The organism is Flavobacterium microcysteis, assembly GCF_006385255.1.
Lineage (GTDB): Bacteria > Bacteroidota > Bacteroidia > Flavobacteriales > Flavobacteriaceae > Flavobacterium > Flavobacterium microcysteis.
In genome coordinates this window covers 187647-209075 of sequence record NZ_VFJE01000056.1, presented here as the reverse complement: position 1 = coordinate 209075, position 21429 = coordinate 187647, and the positions used below count along the sequence as shown (strand labels likewise).

At 37.6% G+C, this 21429-nt stretch carries 14 protein-coding genes; 5 read left to right on the top strand and 9 right to left on the bottom strand.

Translation table 11 applies throughout. The annotated features are described in order from the left end of the window. Positions 1-96: 96 nt before the first annotated feature. The 3 genes from FJA49_RS14600 to FJA49_RS14590 all read left to right on the top strand — a co-directional run bounded on the left by FJA49_RS14600 (position 97) and on the right by FJA49_RS14590 (position 3161). The gene (locus FJA49_RS14600; RefSeq protein WP_056067901.1) at positions 97-393 is read left to right on the top strand and encodes an HU family DNA-binding protein; all 297 of its coding nucleotides are present in this window, start codon (positions 97-99) and stop codon (positions 391-393) included. A 387-nt stretch (positions 394-780) separates the two neighbouring features. Continuing rightward, positions 781-2325, top strand: a complete 1545-nt coding sequence (locus FJA49_RS14595; RefSeq protein ID WP_140001663.1) for an Rne/Rng family ribonuclease — start codon at positions 781-783, stop codon at positions 2323-2325. 371 nt (positions 2326-2696) lie between these two features. After that, on the top strand, positions 2697-3161 hold the full coding sequence (locus FJA49_RS14590; protein WP_140001662.1) for an adenylate/guanylate cyclase domain-containing protein: 465 nt from the start codon (positions 2697-2699) through the stop codon (positions 3159-3161). A gap of 181 nt (positions 3162-3342) precedes the next feature. On the opposite strand, the gene pbpC is transcribed toward FJA49_RS14590, so the two are convergent. From pbpC to FJA49_RS14575, 3 genes are all read right to left on the bottom strand, one after another. Further along, entirely contained in the window at positions 3343-5676 is a 2334-nt protein-coding gene (gene pbpC, locus FJA49_RS14585) for a penicillin-binding protein 1C (RefSeq protein ID WP_199758392.1), read from the bottom strand. Positions 5677-5769: 93 nt separating this feature from the next. Further along, positions 5770-11262, bottom strand: a complete 5493-nt coding sequence (locus tag FJA49_RS14580) for an alpha-2-macroglobulin family protein (RefSeq protein WP_140001660.1) — start codon at positions 11260-11262, stop codon at positions 5770-5772. A 158-nt stretch (positions 11263-11420) separates the two neighbouring features. Further along, positions 11421-11864 carry a nucleoside deaminase gene (locus FJA49_RS14575; RefSeq protein ID WP_140001659.1) on the bottom strand — a complete coding sequence of 148 codons (444 nt, stop codon included), beginning with the start codon at positions 11862-11864 and terminating at the stop codon, positions 11421-11423. 48 nt (positions 11865-11912) lie between these two features. On the opposite strand from FJA49_RS14575, the gene FJA49_RS14570 reads away from it, so the two are divergent. Further along, a complete protein-coding gene (locus FJA49_RS14570) occupies positions 11913-13691 on the top strand; it encodes a 1-deoxy-D-xylulose-5-phosphate synthase (RefSeq protein ID WP_140001658.1) in 1779 nt (592 codons plus the stop codon). Positions 13692-13725: 34 nt separating this feature from the next. Next, positions 13726-14700 carry a DUF3078 domain-containing protein gene (locus tag FJA49_RS14565; RefSeq protein WP_317131704.1) on the top strand — a complete coding sequence of 325 codons (975 nt, stop codon included), beginning with the start codon at positions 13726-13728 and terminating at the stop codon, positions 14698-14700. Between the two features lie 5 nt (positions 14701-14705). On the opposite strand, the gene FJA49_RS14560 is transcribed toward FJA49_RS14565, so the two are convergent. The 6 genes from FJA49_RS14560 to FJA49_RS14535 all read right to left on the bottom strand — a co-directional run bounded on the left by FJA49_RS14560 (position 14706) and on the right by FJA49_RS14535 (position 21215). Further along, positions 14706-16052, bottom strand: a complete 1347-nt coding sequence (locus FJA49_RS14560; protein ID WP_140002998.1) for a deoxyguanosinetriphosphate triphosphohydrolase — start codon at positions 16050-16052, stop codon at positions 14706-14708. Next, positions 16052-16570: an RDD family protein gene (locus FJA49_RS14555; RefSeq protein ID WP_140001656.1), complete on the bottom strand. Its 519-nt coding sequence runs from the start codon at positions 16568-16570 to the stop codon at positions 16052-16054. The genes FJA49_RS14560 and FJA49_RS14555 overlap by 1 nt, the downstream gene beginning before the upstream one ends. An 11-nt stretch (positions 16571-16581) precedes the next feature. After that, positions 16582-16806 (bottom strand): hypothetical protein, encoded by a 225-nt coding sequence (locus FJA49_RS14550; protein WP_140001655.1) that lies wholly within the window; start codon positions 16804-16806, stop codon positions 16582-16584. 32 nt (positions 16807-16838) lie between these two features. Beyond that, positions 16839-17543: an AAA family ATPase gene (locus tag FJA49_RS14545; RefSeq protein WP_140001654.1), complete on the bottom strand. Its 705-nt coding sequence runs from the start codon at positions 17541-17543 to the stop codon at positions 16839-16841. 101 nt (positions 17544-17644) lie between these two features. After that, positions 17645-20038, bottom strand: coding sequence for a ribonucleoside-diphosphate reductase subunit alpha (locus tag FJA49_RS14540; RefSeq protein ID WP_140001653.1), 2394 nt, complete (start codon positions 20036-20038; stop codon positions 17645-17647). A 187-nt stretch (positions 20039-20225) separates the two neighbouring features. Further along, positions 20226-21215, bottom strand: a complete 990-nt coding sequence (locus FJA49_RS14535; protein ID WP_140001652.1) for a ribonucleotide-diphosphate reductase subunit beta — start codon at positions 21213-21215, stop codon at positions 20226-20228. Positions 21216-21429 lie beyond the last annotated feature (214 nt).

Below are 21429 nucleotides of genomic sequence, written 5' to 3'. Positions count from 1 at the left end.
ATTAAATTTTAATCGTTTATGGTTGAAATATTGTTTTTTTAATTCATATATTTGCAACCTCAAAATTTTACACAATAAATTTAAAATAGAAAGAAAATGACGAAAGCAGATATCGTTGCGAAAATTTCAGAAAAATTAGGTCTTGAAAAAGGAGATGTTCAAGCAACAGTAGAATCTTTTATGGACGAAGTAAAAAATTCATTAGAAACTGGTGATAATGTTTACTTAAGAGGTTTTGGTAGTTTCATCATCAAAACAAGAGCTGAAAAGACAGGTAGAAATATCTCTAAAAACACTACAATCAAAATTCCTGCACACAATATTCCTGCATTCAAACCAGCAAAAGTTTTTGTTGAAGGAGTTAAAACCAATACCGAAGCAAAAGTAAACTAATTTATTAATCACTAAATTTTCAAAATATGCCAAGTGGTAAAAAAAGAAAAAGACATAAGGTAGCGACTCACAAACGTAAAAAGAGAGCGAGAGCTAACCGTCACAAGAAGAAAAAGTAGTCTGACTACTTTTTTCTTTTTTAAGAATATTTTTAGTTCATTGAAATTTGAAAATAGAAGTATTGAAGAAAGAATAAAAAATGAGGCTATAGTATGCCTTTGATTTTTCCTTACAGACTCTATTTTCTCCGGGTACAATACCTGTTAAATTATTGTTTAATCCATCTGTAAATAAGATTTTAGACTTTAGACTTTAGACTTTAGATTTTAAATCTACGCTCTTCTCTCTCTACTCTATTTTCTGAAAAAACAGATAAAAATTTACAGTGTGAATAAAGAACTGATCATCAGATCTGGTTCGGATGCCGTAGATTTTGCCTTATTAAAAGATGGAAAACTAATTGAATTACACAAAGAAGAAGAAAAAAGCAACTTTCAGGTGGGTGATATTTTTATTGCCAAAATCAGAAAGCCTGTTGCGGGACTAAATGCTGCTTTTGTAAATGTAGGCTTTGAAAAAGATGCCTTTTTACATTATCATGATTTGGGTCCTAATCTGACTTCTCAGTTGAAATTCATAAAACTTGTAAGCGCAGGTAAAATAAAAGATTTCTCCCTAAAAAACTTTCCTTTTGAAAAGGAGATAGATAAGGACGGTGTTATTACTGATGTGATCAGCGCTAACCAGTCCATTTTAGTACAAGTTGTCAAAGAACCTATATCGACCAAAGGGCCAAGAATTAGCTCAGAGCTTTCTCTTGCAGGCCGATTTATTGTTCTCGTTCCTTTTTCTGATAGAGTTTCTATATCACAAAAAATAGAATCCAAAGAAGAAAAAGATCGTCTTAAACGACTCGTACAGTCTATCCGACCAAAAGGATTTGGTGTTATTGTGAGAACAGTAGCAGAAGGCAAAAAAGTAGCCGAACTAGACAAAGATTTGCAGAATCTGCTCAGCAGATGGACTGCAATGTGTAAAAAATTACCAACTGCTCATCATCCGTCAAAAATATTAGGAGAGCTCAACAGAGCTTCCTCCATTTTACGAGACGTATTCAATGATACCTTTACAGGAATTCATATAGATGACGAAGAGTTGTACAATGAAACGAAGGATTATCTGCAAGAAATTGCACCTTCAAAAGAATCAATAGTAAAGTTTTATCAATCCAAAGACACACCTATCTTCGAAAAATATAACATAGAGAGACAGATCAAAACTTCCTTCGGAAAAACAGTATCGATGAGCAAAGGAGCTTATCTTATTATTGAACATACTGAAGCTTTGCACGTTATTGACGTCAACAGCGGAAACCGTTCAAATAAAGCTTCCAATCAAGAAGATACAGCCTTAGAAGTAAACCTCATCGCCGCCGCTGAAGTGGCACGACAGCTCCGCCTGCGAGATATGGGTGGTATCATTGTTGTCGATTTTATTGATATGTCAAATCCAGAAAACCGTAAAGTCCTTTTCGATTTTCTGAGAGAAGAAATGAGTGATGATAAAGCTAAACACAAAATCTTGCCGCCTAGTAAATTTGGTTTGATCCAGATTACGCGACAAAGAGTACGACCTGAAGTAAATATTAAGACCAGAGAAGAAGACCCTAACAATGAACATGGGGAAATTGATGCTCCGATCTCGATTGTAGATAAAATCACTTCAGATGTCGAACGACTATTGAAAGCCCACAAAAAAATCGTGCTGAATGCGCATCCTTTTGTGGCAGCATACCTTACTAAAGGTTTTCCATCATTACGTTCAAAATGGTTTTTTGAACATAAAAAATGGGTGAAAATAATACCTCGTGACGCTTACACGTTTTTAGAATATCATTTCTATGATAAAAATGGAAATGAGATCAAAGATTAGATAAAAAGAACCGCCCTTCGCAAGATTGGCGGTTTTTTTGTTTGTAATATTTTGGAAAACACTGATTGTAACTTGTTGTAAACTTTTATTTAAACCACATTTCTCTAAGAAGAAGTCGTAATAAAACCAATAAGCTAAAAGAATATTCACTAACGACATAAAAAAACCATTATTTTTGAAACACTATCAAAACTGCCAAGGATTGTCAATAGCGGATGCTAGAGCTGTAGAACAGGCATTAATAGAAACACATGGATTTGGCAAGAATGATGGAACCTGCTTAATAGAATAAATAGCATATCGCCTACAAACCCAGCATCTGAAGCACAATTACAGAGAGGATATGAACTTTTAAAATCAATTGTTTATTAATGAGAAGAATTAAACTAGGAGATATTTTTGAAATCAATACGACTAAAGGAAAAGTATACCTGCATTACATTTATAAGGATAAAACGATAGGGAATCTAATAAGAGTTTTACCCGGTTTATATTCTGACAGACCAGCCAACTTATTAAAGCTGGCTGACTCTAAAGAAAGTTTCATGGTGTTTTTTACACTTTCAGTAGCTTACAAACAAAAAATTGTAGAACACGTTGGCCATTATCCTGCTGATAGTTTTGAAAAGCCCAAATACATGAGAACCGAGCACATCGTAAGAGGTGAATTTTTAGGCTGGCATATTATTGATACAGAAACCTGGCAAAGACAATTAGCAAAAATGCTTACATTAGAACAAAAGAAGCTCTCTCCTTGGGGAATATGGAATGATATTCTTTTGATTGAAAACCTAGTAAACGATTGGAGTTTGGAAAAATGGAATGGCAGTTTATAGAGAAAAAAAGGCAAATTGGACAACTTTAATGTAGAAAAAAGAAAATAATAGATTAGTTTTAGTTGATAATAAAAATATGATTGATTAACTAGCACAAATCCTCTGTCTTAGAAACATTTAAAAGAAAAAATATAAAATTTACCAATCCTACACACATCCAATCTTGAATTTGAAATATATTTTATTCTTTTACAATTTCAATCCTCCTACTGATTTCGTTGCCGGCTTCATCCGTTACCGTGATGTAATATTTTCCGGTTTTTGCTTCAACAGACATCTCATGAAAAGTTTGTGTAGTGCCCAAAAACTTATCATTCAGATACCAGAACAGTTTTGCTCTTTGGTCAGAATGGGCTACTTTTAAAACAAACGGCTGGATTTCGCCATTAAAGTTTTTGGTGAGATAGACTTTTCCATTCTCTTTTGGATAGATAAAATCCATTGAATAGGAAGATGCTCCCAGACAGTCTGCCCTAAATGGAGGTAATGAAACATAGTCTATATGTTTGGTCTTATAATACAATTCCATAACCGGAGGCAATACAAACCAGGGTTTCGCAACCATCTTATCTACTTCTTCGCAATTGCTGTTTACCTGATATTCGCCAGAAGCATCGAGGTGTACTAGTTTATGATACGGACAAACCGTAGTCTGCTTGCTTTTAAGCGGAATCCACTGTTTGATTTTCGGACAGTATTCACCGGCTATGTGTCCGCTTAATTGGCAAACTTCTGCCTCTTCCAAATCATCATATGGAGTCGCAAACCATTTTTTTCTTGGTAAAAGATTAAATACATCAAATAAAATAGGCGCTGCACTTCCTACTCCAGTCAAAGACGGGCGTCCTTCACCAGAAGCATTTCCAACCCACACTCCTACTACATATCTTGAATTTGTTCCGATGGCCCATCCGTCACGGTTTCCAAAGCTCGTACCCGTTTTCCAGGCAACTTCCAATGAAGAATCATAAAATTTCCATGCTTCATCACCTTCGGGACGGTTAACTTCTTTCATGGCATTATACGTGAGCCAAATTGAGGCAGCTCCTAAATTTCTCTTATCATATGACTCTTTTCCGAAATCTGTTTTTTTGCCATACGACCAATTCAATTCCTTAAACTCGTCCGTGCGATATTTTGCCGAATGTGTCGTAAAGTAATTTAGGGTAGATGTTAGTCCTGCATAGGTTTTGCTCAAATCCCAAAGATTGCTTTCTGCTCCACCCAGAATCAGCGACAATCCGTAATGGTTTGGATGTTTGTTGATATCCCTTAATTTAAACTGCTGCAGTTGGTCATAAAAACGGTAGACACCGTGATCTTTTAGCATCAAAACCGAAGGAATATTCAGCGAACGTGACAATGCCCGATGTGCCGGAACAGCACCATCATAGGTCAAATCAAAGTTTTTAGGGCTATAACCCGCTATTTGAGTCGGAATATCCGCAACCAACGTATTTGGTAGTATTTCTCCAGCGTCTAACATCGAAGCATACAGCAACGGTTTTAATATACTACCGGTACTTCGTGGAGCTGTAATAATATCGACATCTTTTTGATGGTCTTTGTCCGTTGGAGAATTTCCAACATAACTCAGGATATTTCTTGTCTCAACATCTACAACAATTATGGCAAGGTTATAAATTTCTGACTGTCGGTATTGGTTATAATATTGCGCTGCGATTTGGTTAACACGATTTTGGAAGGCGTATTTGACCGTTGTCTTTACTCTTGTGCCTTCTTCCTTCTTTGCAACATTTTGAAGCAAATGCGGCGCTATTTGAGGCAAATCATACGGTTTTTGAGGCAAATCTTCCAGTATTGAAAGTTCATAGGTCGTTTTATCGATTATTTTTTCCTCGTATAGTTTTTTTAACAGACCGTTACGCTTACCCAAAAGCTTTTGCTGGTTTTTTCCGGGATAAATCAAACTAGGCGCATTTGGCAATACTGCTAATGTTGCCGTTTCAGCCCAGGATAATTGATACGGCTGTACTCCAAAATAACGCCAGGAAGCCATTTCCAGTCCTACTACGTTTCCTCCATATGGAGCATGAGCAGCGTACAACTCCAATATCTTTTCTTTGGAATAACGAAATTCCAAACGGGTTGCCAATACCAACTCAACCAGCTTTTCAAAATAGTTTCTCTTCTTCTCGCCTCTTGAAAGTCGGATGACCTGTTGCGTTAATGTACTTCCGCCACGGACTACTCTTCCTGCATCGTGATTTTGTTTTGCAGCTTTGACCATAGCAATCGGGTTGAATCCGGGATGCTGGTAAAAATGCTCATCTTCAAAATAGACAATACATTTTTTGAATTTTTCAGGTATAGAGTCTTGTGCGGGAAATCGCCATTGTCCGTCACGGGCAATTTTAGCCCCTAACAGTTCTCCTTCTTCGCTTTCAATTACGGTAGAATACGGCTGCTCAAAAAGTGTTCTTGGCAGACAAAAATAGTAGGCAATGAAAAGCAATCCGAAGAAAACAGACTTCTTCGGATTGCTTTTTATCATATCAAGGATGCGTTTAAAAAACGCTTTTATCTTGCTTTTCAATTCCAGCTTAACTATTAGGCTTCTTTACAGAAGTCTTTACTTTCAAGGTGCTTATTTTACTACATTAACCCATTGTCCTTGTGTTCTGGCAAAATATGAATTGTCATACATCGCCTCGCACTGTACTCCAGGAAGGTAATATTTCCCTAAGTAAGATGCGTTCAGAAGAATCTTGAAGGTTTTGGTTTCATTCGATCTCAGCGTAAAATAAAAATTCGTACGGTCGTCTCGGATATCTGTATAATCCACTTTGTTATCAGCGAAACTTCCATAGTCTGTAAAACGTGTGTTGACAATTTCCCAACCGGATGGAATAATCTGTGTCAGCGCAACGTTTTCAACCGATTCGCCTTTGGTATTGAAAACTGTAACTTCTGCAACAAACTCTGTTCCTTGCGCCAATGAAGCTACACTGATGGCATTTCCTTTTCTGTCACGGAACGTAATATCTGTAGATAATCCTCTTTGTTCGGTTTGCTCCTGACCAATTGGCAAGATTCCACTCGTAATCACTTTTATGTAAAGCGTCGTATTTTTATTATTTTTAACCGTAACTGTATTTCCGCTTCCGGAAACCTGCAAGGTTCTATCAGCAAATGTCTTGGCCGTTTTTATCGTTTCCGCTTTGCCTTTGCTAGTAAAGCTTACATCAATTCCTTTTGTACCGTTTTGTTGTGCAAATTTCGACATCGCATACAAGCAATAAGCGGTAGTCTGTGTCGACATCCATTGGTTTGAAGACATTTCTTTTGCCAGTTTAGTTGCCATAGTAAAGGCTTCTGTTTTTCTTCCTAACAACAGCAAGGTTTCCAAAGCCATAGCTCGGTTTCTTTCGCTAGAACCATAATAATAGTAATAGCCATACAAAGATTCTTCATCTATTTTGCTTTGTGCCAGCAATGTCATTCCTACATTCTTCTGTCCGGCTAAAGCATAAGTAGCAGCAAGTCTTAGTTTGGTATCGTTGGTAATTCCTGAAGTTTCTCTAAGTCTGTTCATCGAAGACAAATCCGGGTTACCTGCCAATGCCAAGGTATACAGTCTGTACGATTGTGCAAAATCATTACGGTAGCCTTCGTTATAGCGCCATTGTTTTGCCGTTTTTGACTGATAGGCAATCCATTGTTTTTTCAGGTTAGCAGGAAGCGCATAGCCCTTTCTTTCCGCTTCAATCAGGAAGTGTCCTACATAGGTCGTACTCCAATCATCTGGCGTTTGATTTCCTTGCCAATAGGCAAATCCTCCGTTAGCCAATTGGAACTGTGCCAGTTTTTGGATTCCTGCCGTGATATTCTTTTGGATTTTAGCTTTTCTGGCTGCATCTACATCGGCAATATCACCCAAATACAATTGTGGGAATACACTAGATGTAGTTTGTTCCAGACATCCGTGCGGATATTGAATCAGATAGTCAAGTCGCTTGTTAAAATCCATTGAAGGAAATGCTGATACTTCCAGTTTTGCTGTATTTGTTCCCGCTACACCAAAAGCATCCCAGTTGATGGTTCCTGAACTATTTGGTTCCAATACCAATTCTTTATAATCCTGTGTTACTGGATTCGGGTTTAGGATATCCAATTCTACATCAAAACTGGCTTTTTCTTTTCCGGAAGTGGCTACCACCGTAACTTTTCCAATTCCGGTCAAATCGCCAACATTCAAATCAAAATAGGCAATTTTTTCGTCAGGCTGTGCAAACGATAGTGTCTGTTTTGAATTTCCAATTATGCGGAAACCGTTGTTTGTTTTCAATTGCAGGGTAACATTTTTAACATGTTTTTCCATTGCAAAAACGGTTACCGGCAAGGTTACTTTTTCACCCGGAGAAACTTTTCTTGGCAATGATGCCAATATCATCAGCGGATTTCTAACCGGAGTTGTTTTTTCAACACTTCCATAGGCACTCGTTTGCGCATCACCTGCTACGACCATTGTCCTTACGGAACCAACATATTTCGGAAGCGCAATCTCATGTGATTTTGTTTGTCCTTTTGACAAGGAATAAGGCCCAAGATAAATCACGACCGGTTTAAATCGGTTGGCTTTTTTAGCCTGTCCGCCGCCTAAATCTTCGTCACCTCCAATACTGAAAATCTGATTTACCTTACCACCATAAGCTCCTATGACATCATCATAAATATCCCATGTTTTTACACCCAAGGCTTCTCTTGAATAAAAACTGTTCCAGGCATTTGGTGTCTTAAATCGGGTAAGATCCAACAATCCTTCATCAACAATTGCTATGGTATAGGTCATTGCCTTTCCATTCTTCTCGCTTACTTTTATTGTTGTTTTCTGTTCGGGCTTTAAGACTTCCGGCATGGCTATCTGCGGTTCTAAAACTGTGTTTTTATCCACCACTTCAATCGGAACAATTCCATACAGACGAATTGGCGAGTCATTTTTTGTAGAGGCATGAGGTTGCAATAACGTGATATGGATATAAACGTTAGGCGCCATCTTCGAAGTAATTGGAATTTCAACCTGCGTTTCACCTTTTTTACTTTCTGCCCATAATGTCTGAACTACCTGTGCGCCACTTTCAAGTGAAATCAAAGCACGTCCACCTTCACTTGACGGGAAAGAAACAATTGCTTTTTCACCAACATTATATTTTTCTTTATCTGCTGAAAACACCAGCATTTTTGCTTCTGCTCCGGTACTATTTCTTGTTTTTCCAGACCAAATTGGCCAGTCAATCATTACAGTTTCACCTGACGAATGTCCGCCGTTAGGATCTGTAACTCTTACCAGGTAGCGTCCCCATTCATCGTCGGTTGTCTTAAATTGGAAACGTGCCTTACCGGAACCGTCTGTATTCACTACCTGAGAATAGAATGGAGTATTTGTTGTTGAACTGCTGTAATTTGACAAATCGTCAGAAGCATCCCACCACCAGCGCCAATCTACCTTATAGACTCTTACTTCCAGATTTCTGACCGCTTTTGGCCTTCCGTTTTCATCAACCGTCACTACATCAAACGCATTGCTTTTTCCAGTTTCGAGCATTCCGTATTTATTTGGCTCCGGGGTTTTTATTCCCACATAGGTTTGGAACGGGGAATACGTTGCCGTGATGACATCTGTACTGAAATCACCTCCGTTTTCATACACTTTGGTAATAAATGCTGCTTTTAGCATTCCCGGTGCTTGCGACTGTAATCTTGGCTGGATGCTGACATTCGCTTTTCCGGTTTCGTCGATTTTTCCGGAATAGATGTTTACTTCTTCTGTAGAAAACTTACGTGCCGGATCGTCAAAAACATATTTGCTATAATTTTTAAACGTAGTTTTTTGCTGCGTAAATTTCGCCTGCATTTCCAGTTTCAAATCTTTTGCAACAGCTCCATGCAACCAGGCTACATCAACCCTGGCATCATTTTTATGGAAAGCTGATAGCATTTTTCCGTCAAAACCATTTTTGATTTTCAATCGGTTTGGCTTGATGGTTTCAATTTTTACCGCTTTATAAAAACGGGCACCTCCTACAGAAACAACCGCTTCATAATTTCCGGTTGGTGCATTTGGCTGTGTTTTGAAAGCGAATTTGTAATGATTCTTGTCTGTGTATTTCTGTACTTTCTGATAGATTACTTTTCCATTCGGATCTGTCAGTTTTAATTTAATCGGGTGGGTATTTGGCAGTCTGCTTGATTTATCGTTCAGGATGAATGATAGGTAAATCGTATCGCCCGGGCGCCATACGCCTCTTTCTCCATAAATAAATCCTTTCAGTCCTTTTTGGATGGCTTCACCATCTACATTAAAATTACTGACTGACTGTGAATTTCCATCATCCAGTTTGACATAGGTCGTGTTTTTGTCTTTTTTGATTATCGCAAAAAATGCTTTTTTATCAGTACTAAAATTCACGATACCATCGCCATCGGTAGTTTCAGATACCAATTTTTGTTTTTGGTAGTTATACAATTCAACTGTTGCACCCGAAACCGGCTCGGTTGTTACGATATTATTGACAGCGAAGAAATACGAACCGTTTTCACCACGTTTTACGATAACACCCAAATCTGTAGCCAATATGTTTGTGGCCACCTTATTGTTGGAATAGTAGGATTTATTACAAGGATTGTCTCTTTCGTTCCAGTCGTAATCATAGTCATAGTAGTCATAATCAAAAGAATCGTAGGTAGAAAAATCTTCCGGTTCCTCATCTTCATCTACTGGCTCTTCCTCAGCAGGAGTATCGCAGGTATATAGAGAATAGGATCTTTTGATGGTAAACTCCACTCGGTAAATCGCTCCTTGTTCTGGTTTGATTAAGGTAGATAAATCCAATGAATAGGTATTCCATTTTTTGTAATTGGCGAGTTTATTGGTTGTCAGCTCCAGCGTCTTTTTCGCTATTGGAAGCGCCACTTTTCTCAAATCATAATTGCCATTCAATTCGTTATCCTGTAAAAATTGGAGTACGTTGTTTTCAAAAATACGGTACACTTTAACGTCCACTTTTTTCAAATTGGCCGCTTCAAAGTTTACTTTTAGGTTGTGGGAACTTGGCAGGATGGTACCGCTTTTTACAAATCGTACTTCAGGCTTGATCTGCTCAAAAGTAATTTTTGCAGCATAGCCTTTTTTCATTTTATAGCCATCGGTATTTTCAATTCCTTGGAATACTTCCAACAATAATTTACCATCAAGCGCTACATCCGAAAACACTTTCAATACGTTTCCATCTACTGCATAGCGTAGATTATTTGCTGTTTCAAGAGCTACCAAACCACTGAAATTCTGGTCCTTTTTTAATGGATCTGAGAAATTGATTCGAACTGATTGGTTATTTTCATCACCGATTCTTACGTCTACAATGGTAAAATTATTTTTGCCCGGTATTGTAAATTCTTTTTCTCCTTTTTGGTCTATATCGACCGAACTTCCATCCCATTTGATTATAATTTTGCTATCGTCCGTTCCTCTTTGTATCTGGTCGATAACAAAGGAAAACTCCGTTGGAGAACTCCCCTTATCATTGAATTTAATTGGTAATTCCTTACCGTTCTGTGTAGCAGACACCAATTTTTTGGCTGTTTCCAAATCCATATTATCTGCAGATTTCAAGACCATGTTCAGGAATTGAGTGTCTTTTGTATACGACTGCAAATCCTGAATTTCAACTTTGAAATCCTGTTCAACGGTTTTAACTGTAAAATTAAAATCAGCCAATTCTTTTGGAACATCAATCAATTTATCCAGGTGAAGTGTAACCTGATATTGCTCACCCTGTTTTAGCTTTTTCTTTGGCTGGAATGCCAGAATGTTATTAGGTAATACGACGACCTTACCGCTAACACTAGGAGAAATATCAAAAATATCCTCGTCTAATTCCTGATTAGGCTTCCATTCTGCTTTTGAGAACGCTAAGCCAACCTGAATATCAGAGTTTGCGGAAATCATTCCCGACGAGAAACTAGTAACATAATCGCGATAAAGCGAAAAATCTGAATCAAAATCTTCAGGCGAAGATTTTCTACACGCATTTAACAAAAAAAACACCGAAACCAACAGTATTAGTTTTCCAGTTCTCATAGAATGATTGATTAAAAATTGAACGTAGGTTTTGTCCTTAGTGACATTTTCAGCATAACTGAATAATCCTTGTCTTTATTGTACTAAATATAGGATTAATTTTTAAATTTTTAACAAGAAAAAAATCATGCCTAATTTTTTCTTTTGGGGGAGAATTTTTATTTGCGTTTTTCCAGAAAAAAACGCTTCATCAAACTGGAAGCTTCTGCTTCTAAAACACCATATTCCACGACTGTTTTTGGATGCAATTTTGTTCCTAAAGCCATGTATCCTCTCTGTTCGTCTCTGGCTCCAAAAACGATTCTGGAAATTTGGCTCCAATACAAAGCTCCGGCACACATCTGGCAAGGCTCTAATGTAACATATAAAGTGCAATTCTTAAGGTATTTTCCTCCTAAAAAATTGGCCGCCGCTGTAATTGATTGCATTTCGGCATGTGCTGTTACATCATTCAACATTTCAGTAAGATTATGACTTCTGGCAATGATACGGTTTTCAACAACTATAATGGCCCCGACCGGGATTTCACCTTTTTCAAAAGCGACTTCAGCTTCCTGTAAAGCCTTTTTCATGAAATATTCGTCGGTGTTGCTGTTTTCCATAGCCCAAAAATAAAAAACAATATCGTAAATTTGGTTTTTAATCTGGAAATGAACTATACCATCCTTCAAAATATAAATTCTCCTGAGGATCTGAGGAAGCTGACCGAAGCTGAATTGCCTGTTTTGGCACGTGAACTGCGTGATTTTATTATTGATATCGTTTCTGTCAAAGAAGGCCATCTTGGTGCCAGTCTGGGCGTAATTGAGTTGACGATTGCCCTTCATTATGTCTTCAACACACCTGATGATTTATTGGTCTGGGATGTTGGGCATCAGGCATACGGACATAAGATCCTAACCGGACGAAAAGACAATTTTGATACCAACAGGCAATGGGGCGGAATTTCCGGATTTCCAAAAAGAAGTGAAAGTCCGTATGACACTTTTGGCGTTGGACACTCTTCTACCGCAATTTCTGCTGCGTTAGGAATGGCTATTGCTTCAAATCTGACGGGTGATTTTGAAAAACATCATATTGCAGTTGTTGGAGATGCTTCTATCGCATCAGGAATGGCTTTTGAAGGTCTTAATCATGCCGGCGTAACCGATGCTAATCTGCTCGTCATCTTAAATGACAATGCCATAGGAATTGACCCGAGTGTTGGTGCTTTAAAAAATTATCTTACTTCTGTAAAGGAAGGAAAGAACCCACGGGAGAATAACATGATAAAGTCGTTGAATTTTGATTATTCAGGCCCTATTGACGGTCATGATATTACTGCCGTCATTAAAGAACTAGAACGATTAAAAAATACCAAAGGACCAAAATTCCTCCATATTATTACCACCAAGGGAAAAGGATTGGAGCAGGCTGAAAAAGATCAGGTAAAATATCATGCACCCGGGAAGTTTGATAAGCTAACCGGAGAAATCATTCCAAAATCAGAAGAAAATCTGCCACCGAAATTTCAGGATGTTTTTGGCTTGACTATATTGGAATTGGCCGAGAAAAATGAAAAGATTGTAGGAATTACGCCTGCTATGCCAAGCGGCAGTTCGTTAAAATTTATGATGGATGTGTTCCCGAAACGTGCTTTTGACGTTGGAATTGCAGAACAGCATGCTGTGACCTTGGCAGCGGGAATGGCAACCCAGGGAATGATTGTGTATTGCAATATTTACTCAACATTTTTACAAAGAGCCTATGACCAAGTTATCCACGATGTGGCTTTACAAAATCTTCCGGTCATTTTTTGTCTCGACAGAGCCGGATTGGTTGGTGAGGATGGTGCCACGCATCATGGCGCTTTTGACCTTGCTTATTTGAGATGTATTCCTAATATGATTGTTTATGCTCCTATGAATGAAATAGGACTCCGTAATATGTTATATACCGCACAGCTTGGGCTGGAGCATCCTATCGCTATCCGCTATCCTAGAGGCCGTGGAGTGATTGTGGATTGGAAAAAACCTTTTGAAAAAATTGAGATCGGAAAAGCAAAATTGTTAAAAGAAGGCGATAGAATTGCTATCCTTTCTACCGGATCGATTGGCAACAATGTTATTCCTGCTTTAGTAAATATTGATGACCCAAAAGACTTCTCTCATTATGATTTTCCATTTGTAAAACCATTAGATGAAGCAATGCTTCATACTATTTTTAATACACATAACGTTATTATTACTTTAGAGGACGGAGCGGCAAAAGGAGGTTTCGGTAGTGCTATAGCAGAATTTGCGGCTCAGAACAATTACACCAAAAAGATAGAAATTTTAGGTATTCCAGACGAATTTATCGAACATGGAACTGTTGGAGAGCTACAACGTTATAGCAAAATAGATGCAAAAAACTTGCAAATAATTTTTGAAAACTGTCGAAATTATTGACTTTTGCACTGTCCTAAAATTTAATATGCCAGTTATGAGATTATCTCCTTTAGCCTTAGGGTTATTTTTGCTTTTTTCAGTATCATCTATAGCACAATCTGTTGATACTATCCAATCCAAAAAACTAGACTCAGCTATTGTCAAAAAAGTTGTCACCCATTGGGAAAAGAAAAATGTCGTAGGATTCGACTTAAATGAAATTGCTTTTGTCAATTGGAGTGCCGGTGGAAACAGCGCCATTTCCGGATTATTAAAAGGAACATTCACACGAAAATACGAGAATGGGAACCTACGATGGCTTAATGAGCTAATTGTTCGTTATGGAGTAAGCAAGCAGGATGGTGTTGAATTGCGAAAAACGGACGACGCTTTCCAATTCAACTCTACTTTTGGTTACAGAAGAGACACGACGACCAACTGGTTTCATAGTGCGAAGTTCAATTTCAACACGCAATTTACCAGCGGTTATAATTATCCCAACACGGATTTAGCGATTTCGAAACCATTCGCACCAGCCTATACTTTCTTAGGGATTGGAGCGGAATACAACAACAAGAAATACAACCTACAGCTTTATATCTCACCTCTTACCTTGAAAAACACATTGGTTTTAGACCAACGATTGGCAGACCAGGGAGCTTTTGGGGTTCATAAAGCGGTTTATGACGCTGTTACCGGTGTAAAGCTTGAAGACGGTAAGAATTCCAGAACAGAGCTCGGTTTCCTTTTTACGAGCGGTTATAAGAAAGAGCTTTTCAAAAACATCAATTTTGAAAACAAACTAAATCTTTACACGGATTATATCAACAACTTTGGAAATATAGATGTGGATTGGCAAGTGCAATTGGATTTTATCGTCAACAAATACGTGCGTGCCAACATCAACACTCACCTGATTTATGACCACGATATCAAGGCCAAGGAAGAAATCAACGGCCAGCAGGTTACCGTAGGCCCAAAAGTACAGTTCAAGCAAATGCTTGGCGTAGGCTTGATTTACAGCTTCTAGGCTTTTTACAGCTTCTTACGCCCGTTTATCGTATTAAATAACTCCAGTGCATTTCCATCAGTCAAAAGTGACACATAATGGCAGATGTGCAATAGCCTTTTGTAAAGATCATTTTTTTCATCATGAAACTTCTCCGGAAGCATTTTTAGCAACAATCGATCATAGTTTGAAGCTTCATTGTGAAACTGGTTATTGAAAGCTGTAATGAATTTATCTAATAAAGTTTGGATAATCTGGTAGCCTACCAATTCCTTTTCGATAACTTCTCTGCTTTGGTAGATGTTTTTTACACTCAGTTTGATAATATCGTTCATCTGAGCGACATACTTGCTCTTTTCGGTCAATGCGTGATGGAATTTCCCCTGAAGTATCTGTTCTTCATTTTCAACGAATACTTTTACGACATCACTAATCAAACTACCTATTGCCAATGCTCTTAGGTAGCTGATCCTGTCTTCTTTTGTAATCAGGGAATTGAATTTTTTAGTATCAATACTGTCTTTTACCAGATTGATAAGGTATTCCAGCGCAAAATCTTCTGAAACCAGACCTAAATTGATTCCGTCTTCAAAATCGATAATCGTATAGCAGATATCATCAGCCGCTTCGACTAAAAAGGCCAATGGATGTCTTTCATAACCGATGTCATTTCCTGACTTATTAGGAATCATTCCTAGCTCTTCGGCTACTTCTTTGAAAAACTCTTTATCAGTTTGGAAAAAGCCGTATTTTTTATCCGAAATATGACTTGTCGGTTTTTTAGGCAATGATTCTTTTGGATATTTCATAAAAGCACCCAAAGTAGCATATGAAATCCTAAGTCCGCCTTCAATGCCCGGACGGGAAGCCGTTAGTAGTGAAAAACCATTGGCATTTCCTTCAAAATCGATTAAATCCTGCCATTCTTTTTCAGAAAGCTGGTCTTTGAACTGTTTCCCGTTTCCGGTCTTAAAATACTCACCTATGGCTTTTTCTCCGGAATGCCCAAATGGCGGATTTCCGATATCATGGGCCAGCGATGCTGCTGCGACTATAGCACCAAAATCGTTTGGTTGATAGCCGTGAACTTCTCTCAGGTGTGGGTATTTTTCAATAATTTGTTTTCCAACCAATCTTCCGATGGAACGGCCCACAACAGAAACTTCAAGACTATGTGTTAGTCTTGTATGTACGAAATCTGTTTTAGAAAGCGGAATTACCTGTGTCTTATCCTGAAGGCTTCTAAAAGCAGAAGAAAATATAATCCTATCGTAATCGACTTCAAAGCCCAGACGCGTATCGTCTTGTTCTTTTCGCAATCTTTTTCCTTTGTCGCCTTGTTTTCTTAAAGACAAAAGCTGTTCCCAGTTCATCATAATTCGTTGGTATTATTTCCTATTTCATCCAGAGAATAAAACAGTTCTTTTTTCTTTTCTAATAATTCTTTTTTTACAACATAGGTTTTGGAAATGCTGTCGTGCCAGCCTTTATTTGGTGCTCCCAAAAACGAAAAACCATCAAAAGGAATCAGCCTGCAAAGTGAGCGTACTAATATTTCCTGGCTGTCTGGCTTTTCGCCATTTATATTGACAACAATCGTTTTGGTAATAAATTTACCTATGGTTCTTGAAAAAAAGATTTCAAATACATTGTAGTAAATCAATATAATCACAACAGCAGCACCATACTCTTCTATCTGATTCATATTTTCAATACGAGCAAGAATACTGTCATTACCTATAATAACAGAAATCATAGTCAATACGACCACTAAAGCAAACATCAGCAGTATCTGACAAACATAATCTATCAGATAATTTGCCAAACGGGTGCCTTGGCTAGCATATAAATCTTTATCCAGCCTAAACTGTCTTGAAGTTCTATAATCCATTAATTTAAAAATTATTCTTTCAGATTCGCCAAAAAGAAATTTTTAGATTTCTTTGGATACTGATCGTACGTCTTATCACTTGGGTTTTCAATTACCGATTTGATATTTACTTCATCTCCAATCTTAAAATTGGCTTCGGTATATTGGTAATCCAGAAGGTAAGGTCCGCAGAAATAATTTCCGTTTTCATCTTTTTCTATGATTCCGGTATAAACTCCTTTTTTTTGTTTTGACATTGGTGTATGATTAAAGTAAATAATTTAGTTTGTTATGACAGTTTTGCCATTTCGTCGAGGATAATATTGTTTTTCACTTGTCTGAAAACAAAATCTTTGGCCTCTGAAAAGGAAATGCCGTATTTCCTTTCTACCTTTTGATATTTCACTGGATATTTTGACAGCAATGCATCATAATAACCGTCCAATACTTGTTCTGAAGGCGATATAAATTCCAATTTAAGTTCAAATCTTCGCAGTAACGCTTCGTCAATCATTTGAATCTGATTGGTTGCTGCTATCAATATGGCGTTTCTCGGGAAATTGTCAATAAGCTGCAACAGGGCATTTACAACACGTTTCATTTCGCTGCTGTCTTTATTATCGTAATCTCTTACTTGTCCTAAAGAGTCAAATTCATCAAAAAACAATACGGAGTTCTCATAATTGGCTTCCTTAAAAATGTTATTGATGTTCTTTGCCGTTTCTCCTAATTTGGAAGACACTATAGTTGACAGGTTTACGATAAAGATTTTCTTGTCCAGCTCTTTTGCAATCGCTTTAGCCGTCATGGTTTTGCCGCAACCGGTCTTGCCATACAGAAAAATTTTATTGGCGACAGGAAGTTCATATTGATGAAGGATTTCAGAAAAACGGTGTTCTTTCAGAAATTGTTCGACTTGTTCTGCCACAGAAGCTTCAAAGATGACATCTTCTAAATTTACATTTTCCCTATCCCTGAAATATAGTGTGCTCAAGCTCTTTTAATTTTGTAAGCAAATATACTAAGACTAAAACTATTGGTATAAAAAAACAGCCATCATTTGACGGCTGTTTTTATTAGATATTAGGTTTCTTATTAAGATCCGCACATTTCGCAATCGTCTGGCTCTGCATTTTTGGAACGCTCCAACATAGCACGGAACTCATCGACAGCAATTGCAGGTTCTGTAACAGTTTCTACAGCTACTGGTTCTGCTTTTTTATCGTTATTAAGCGTAAACTTAATTGCATCAACCGCCGACTTGGTTCTCAGATAATACATTCCTGTTTTTAATCCTGACTGCCAAGCGTAGAAATGCATTGAAGTCAATTTAGCAAAATTCGCATCCTGCATAAATAAGTTCAACGACTGTGACTGGTCAATAAAGTAACCTCTTTGGCGTGACATATCAATAATATCTTTCATTGACATTTCCCAAACGGTTTTATATAGTTCTTTCAAATCTTGCGGAATAAGATCAATGTTTTGGATTGATCCGTTATGACGCATGATTTCTTGTTTCAAATCTTCATTCCAAAGACCAAGCTCTACTAAATCTTCTAACAAGTGTTTGTTTACAACAATAAATTCGCCTGAAAGCACTCGTCTTGTATAGATATTTGAAGTATAAGGCTCGAAAGCTTCGTTATTTCCAAGGATTTGAGAAGTCGAAGCTGTTGGCATTGGCGCTACAAGCAATGAGTTTCTCACACCATTTTCCATTACTTCTTTTCTTAAAGAAGCCCAATCCCAACGACCAGACAAGTCTCCATCTGTCAATCCCCAAAGATTGTACTGGAATTCACCTTGTGAAATTGGCGAACCTTCAAAAGTAGAATATGGACCTTCTTCTTTTGCCATTTCCATAGAAGCCGTAACTGCTGCAAAATAAAGCGTTTCGAAGATTTCCTGGTTTAGTTTTTTAGCTTCATCCGAAGTAAAAGGCATTCTTAAAAGGATAAAGGCATCTGCCAAACCTTGAACACCCAATCCAACCGGACGGTGACGCATATTTGAATTTTCTGCTTCCTGAACCGGATAGTAGTTTCTATCGATTACTTTGTTCAAGTTTCTTGTTACACGTTTGGTTACGTTGTAAAGCAACTCATGATTGAACTGTCCGTTTTCCACAAACATTGGCAACGAGATAGAAGCCAGGTTACATACCGCAATTTCATCTTTAGAAGTGTACTCCATGATTTCTGTACACAAGTTAGAAGAACGGATTGTTCCCAAGTTTTTCTGGTTTGATTTGCGGTTTGCTGCATCTTTATACAGCATGTATGGTGTTCCGGTTTCAATTTGAGATTCCAGAATTTTTTCCCAAAGCTCTCTTGCCTTGATTGTTTTTCTTCCTTTACCTTGGGCTTCGTAAGAAGTATACAATGCTTCAAATTCTTCACCGTATATGTCATACAATCCTGGGCATTCGTTTGGACACATTAATGTCCAAGTAGAATCTTCCTGAACACGTTTCATGAACAAGTCAGACGTCCACATAGCGAAAAACAAGTCACGGGCACGCATTTCTTCTTTTCCGTGGTTTTTCTTCAGGTCAAGGAAATCAAAAATATCAGCATGCCATGTTTCGATATAGATGGCAAAACTTCCTTTACGTTTTCCACCACCTTGGTCTACATAACGAGCCGTGTCATTGAAAACACGCAACATCGGAACGATTCCGTTTGATGTTCCGTTTGTTCCACGGATATAAGATCCTGTTGCACGAACGTTATGGATTGATAGTCCGATTCCTCCTGCTGATTGTGAAATTTTTGCTGTTTGCTTTAGCGTATCGTAAATTCCGTCGATACTGTCATCCTGCATTGCCAAAAGGAAACAAGAAGACATTTGCGGTTTTGGAGTTCCAGCGTTGAATAATGTTGGCGTTGCATGCGTAAAGAACTTTTTAGACATCAGGTCGTAAGTTTCTAATACAGCATCTAAGTCATTCAAGTGGATTCCTACTGAAACACGCATCAACATATGTTGTGGTCTTTCTACAATCTTTCCGTTTATTTTTAACAGATACGAACGCTCAAGCGTTTTGAATCCGAAATAATCGTAGTTGAAATCTCTATTGTAAATTACATGAGAATCTAAGAAAGCCGCATTTTCCTGAATCACGTTGTATACTTCATCTGAAAGCAACGGAGATTCCTGATTGGTTCTTGGATTCACATACAAATACATGTCCTTCATCGTTTCTGAAAACGATTTTTTGGTATTCTTATGAAGATTTGAAATTGCTATCCTTGCTGCCAATTGGGCATAATCAGGATGGGCAATTGTCATTGCAGCTGCGGTTTCAGCTGCAAGATTATCTAACTCTGAAGTTGTAACGCCATCATACAACCCCTCGATAACGCGCATTGCTACTTTTACCGGATCTACAAGATCGTTCAAGCCGTAGCATAATTTTTTAATTCTATCCGTAATCTTATCAAACATTACCGGCTCTCTGTGACCGTCTCTTTTAACTACATACATAAGTTTACAAATTGGTTAGGGAATGGAAGACCATTCGGGATTATTAAAAAGATTAAAACAATCCGCCAAAGCGGCATTAGTTCTGACAAAAAAGAAACCTTTTTCTTTCTAATTAAAAAAAGAAAAATACTTCTGTATTATCAGGAAATGGTTTAAAAGACAAAAGGGGTGTCTGGCTTCTAAAAATCTAGAAATCGGCGTCGAAACTAATTTTTTGCGATTCGCTGTCGTTTCCTGTACCGCTGTTTAAAACTCCAGCTTTTTGATATTCTGAAACTCGTTTCTCGAAGAAATTCGTTTTACCTTGTAAGGAGATCATATCCATAAAATCAAATGGATTGGCAGAGTTATATACTCTTGCACATCCTAATTCTACTAATAATCTATCGGTTACAAATTCCAGATATTGTGTCATTAAGTTTGCGTTCATTCCAATCAAGCTTACCGGAAGAGATTCTGTTATAAATTCTCTTTCGATATCCAGAGCCTGTACTAAAATTTCTGTAATTCTTGCTTTTGGAACTTTGTTTACCAGGTGGTGGTTGTGCAAATGCACTGCAAAGTCGCAATGTACGCCTTCATCACGTGAAATCAATTCGTTTGAAAATGTAAGACCCGGCATTAATCCGCGTTTTTTCAACCAATAGATAGAACAGAATGCTCCTGAGAAAAAGATCCCTTCTACTGCTGCAAAAGCAATCAATCTTTCAGCAAAAGAATCGGAGTCGATCCATTTTAAAGCCCAGTCGGCTTTTTTCTTAATCGCAGGAAATACATCCAATGCATGGAAAAGCTGATCTTTTTCGGCCTCATCTTTTACATACGTATCAATCAGAAGAGAATAGGTTTCGCTGTGGATATTCTCCATCATGATTTGGAATCCGTAGAAAAATTTAGCTTCCGGATATTGAACTTCGTTTACAAAATTTTCGGCAAGGTTTTCATTTACAATACCGTCTGATGCAGCAAAAAAAGCTAAAATATGCTTGACGAAATATTTTTCGTCATCATTCAACTTATTGTTCCAATCAGATAAATCCTGGTGCAGATCAATTTCTTCCGCAGTCCAAAAACTCGCCTCCATTTTCTTATACCACTCCCAAATATCATGGTGTTTTATTGGAAAAATCACGAAACGGTCTTTGTTCTCTTGTAAAATTGGTTCTATCGCTGCCATACTATCTTGACGTTTATTGTGTTATAGGATTTTATTCTTTGATTTCTTGACACTACAAAGATTGTCAATTGTATTGGTAAATGAAAGTCAAACTTATCCACAATTGGACATAGTTTTTAACAAGAGGTAAATTAATTCTTACTTTTTGATATTTATTTAAATGGCTAAAAATCAGTTATTTACAAATCAAAAAATACCGCTAACTCCCATAAAA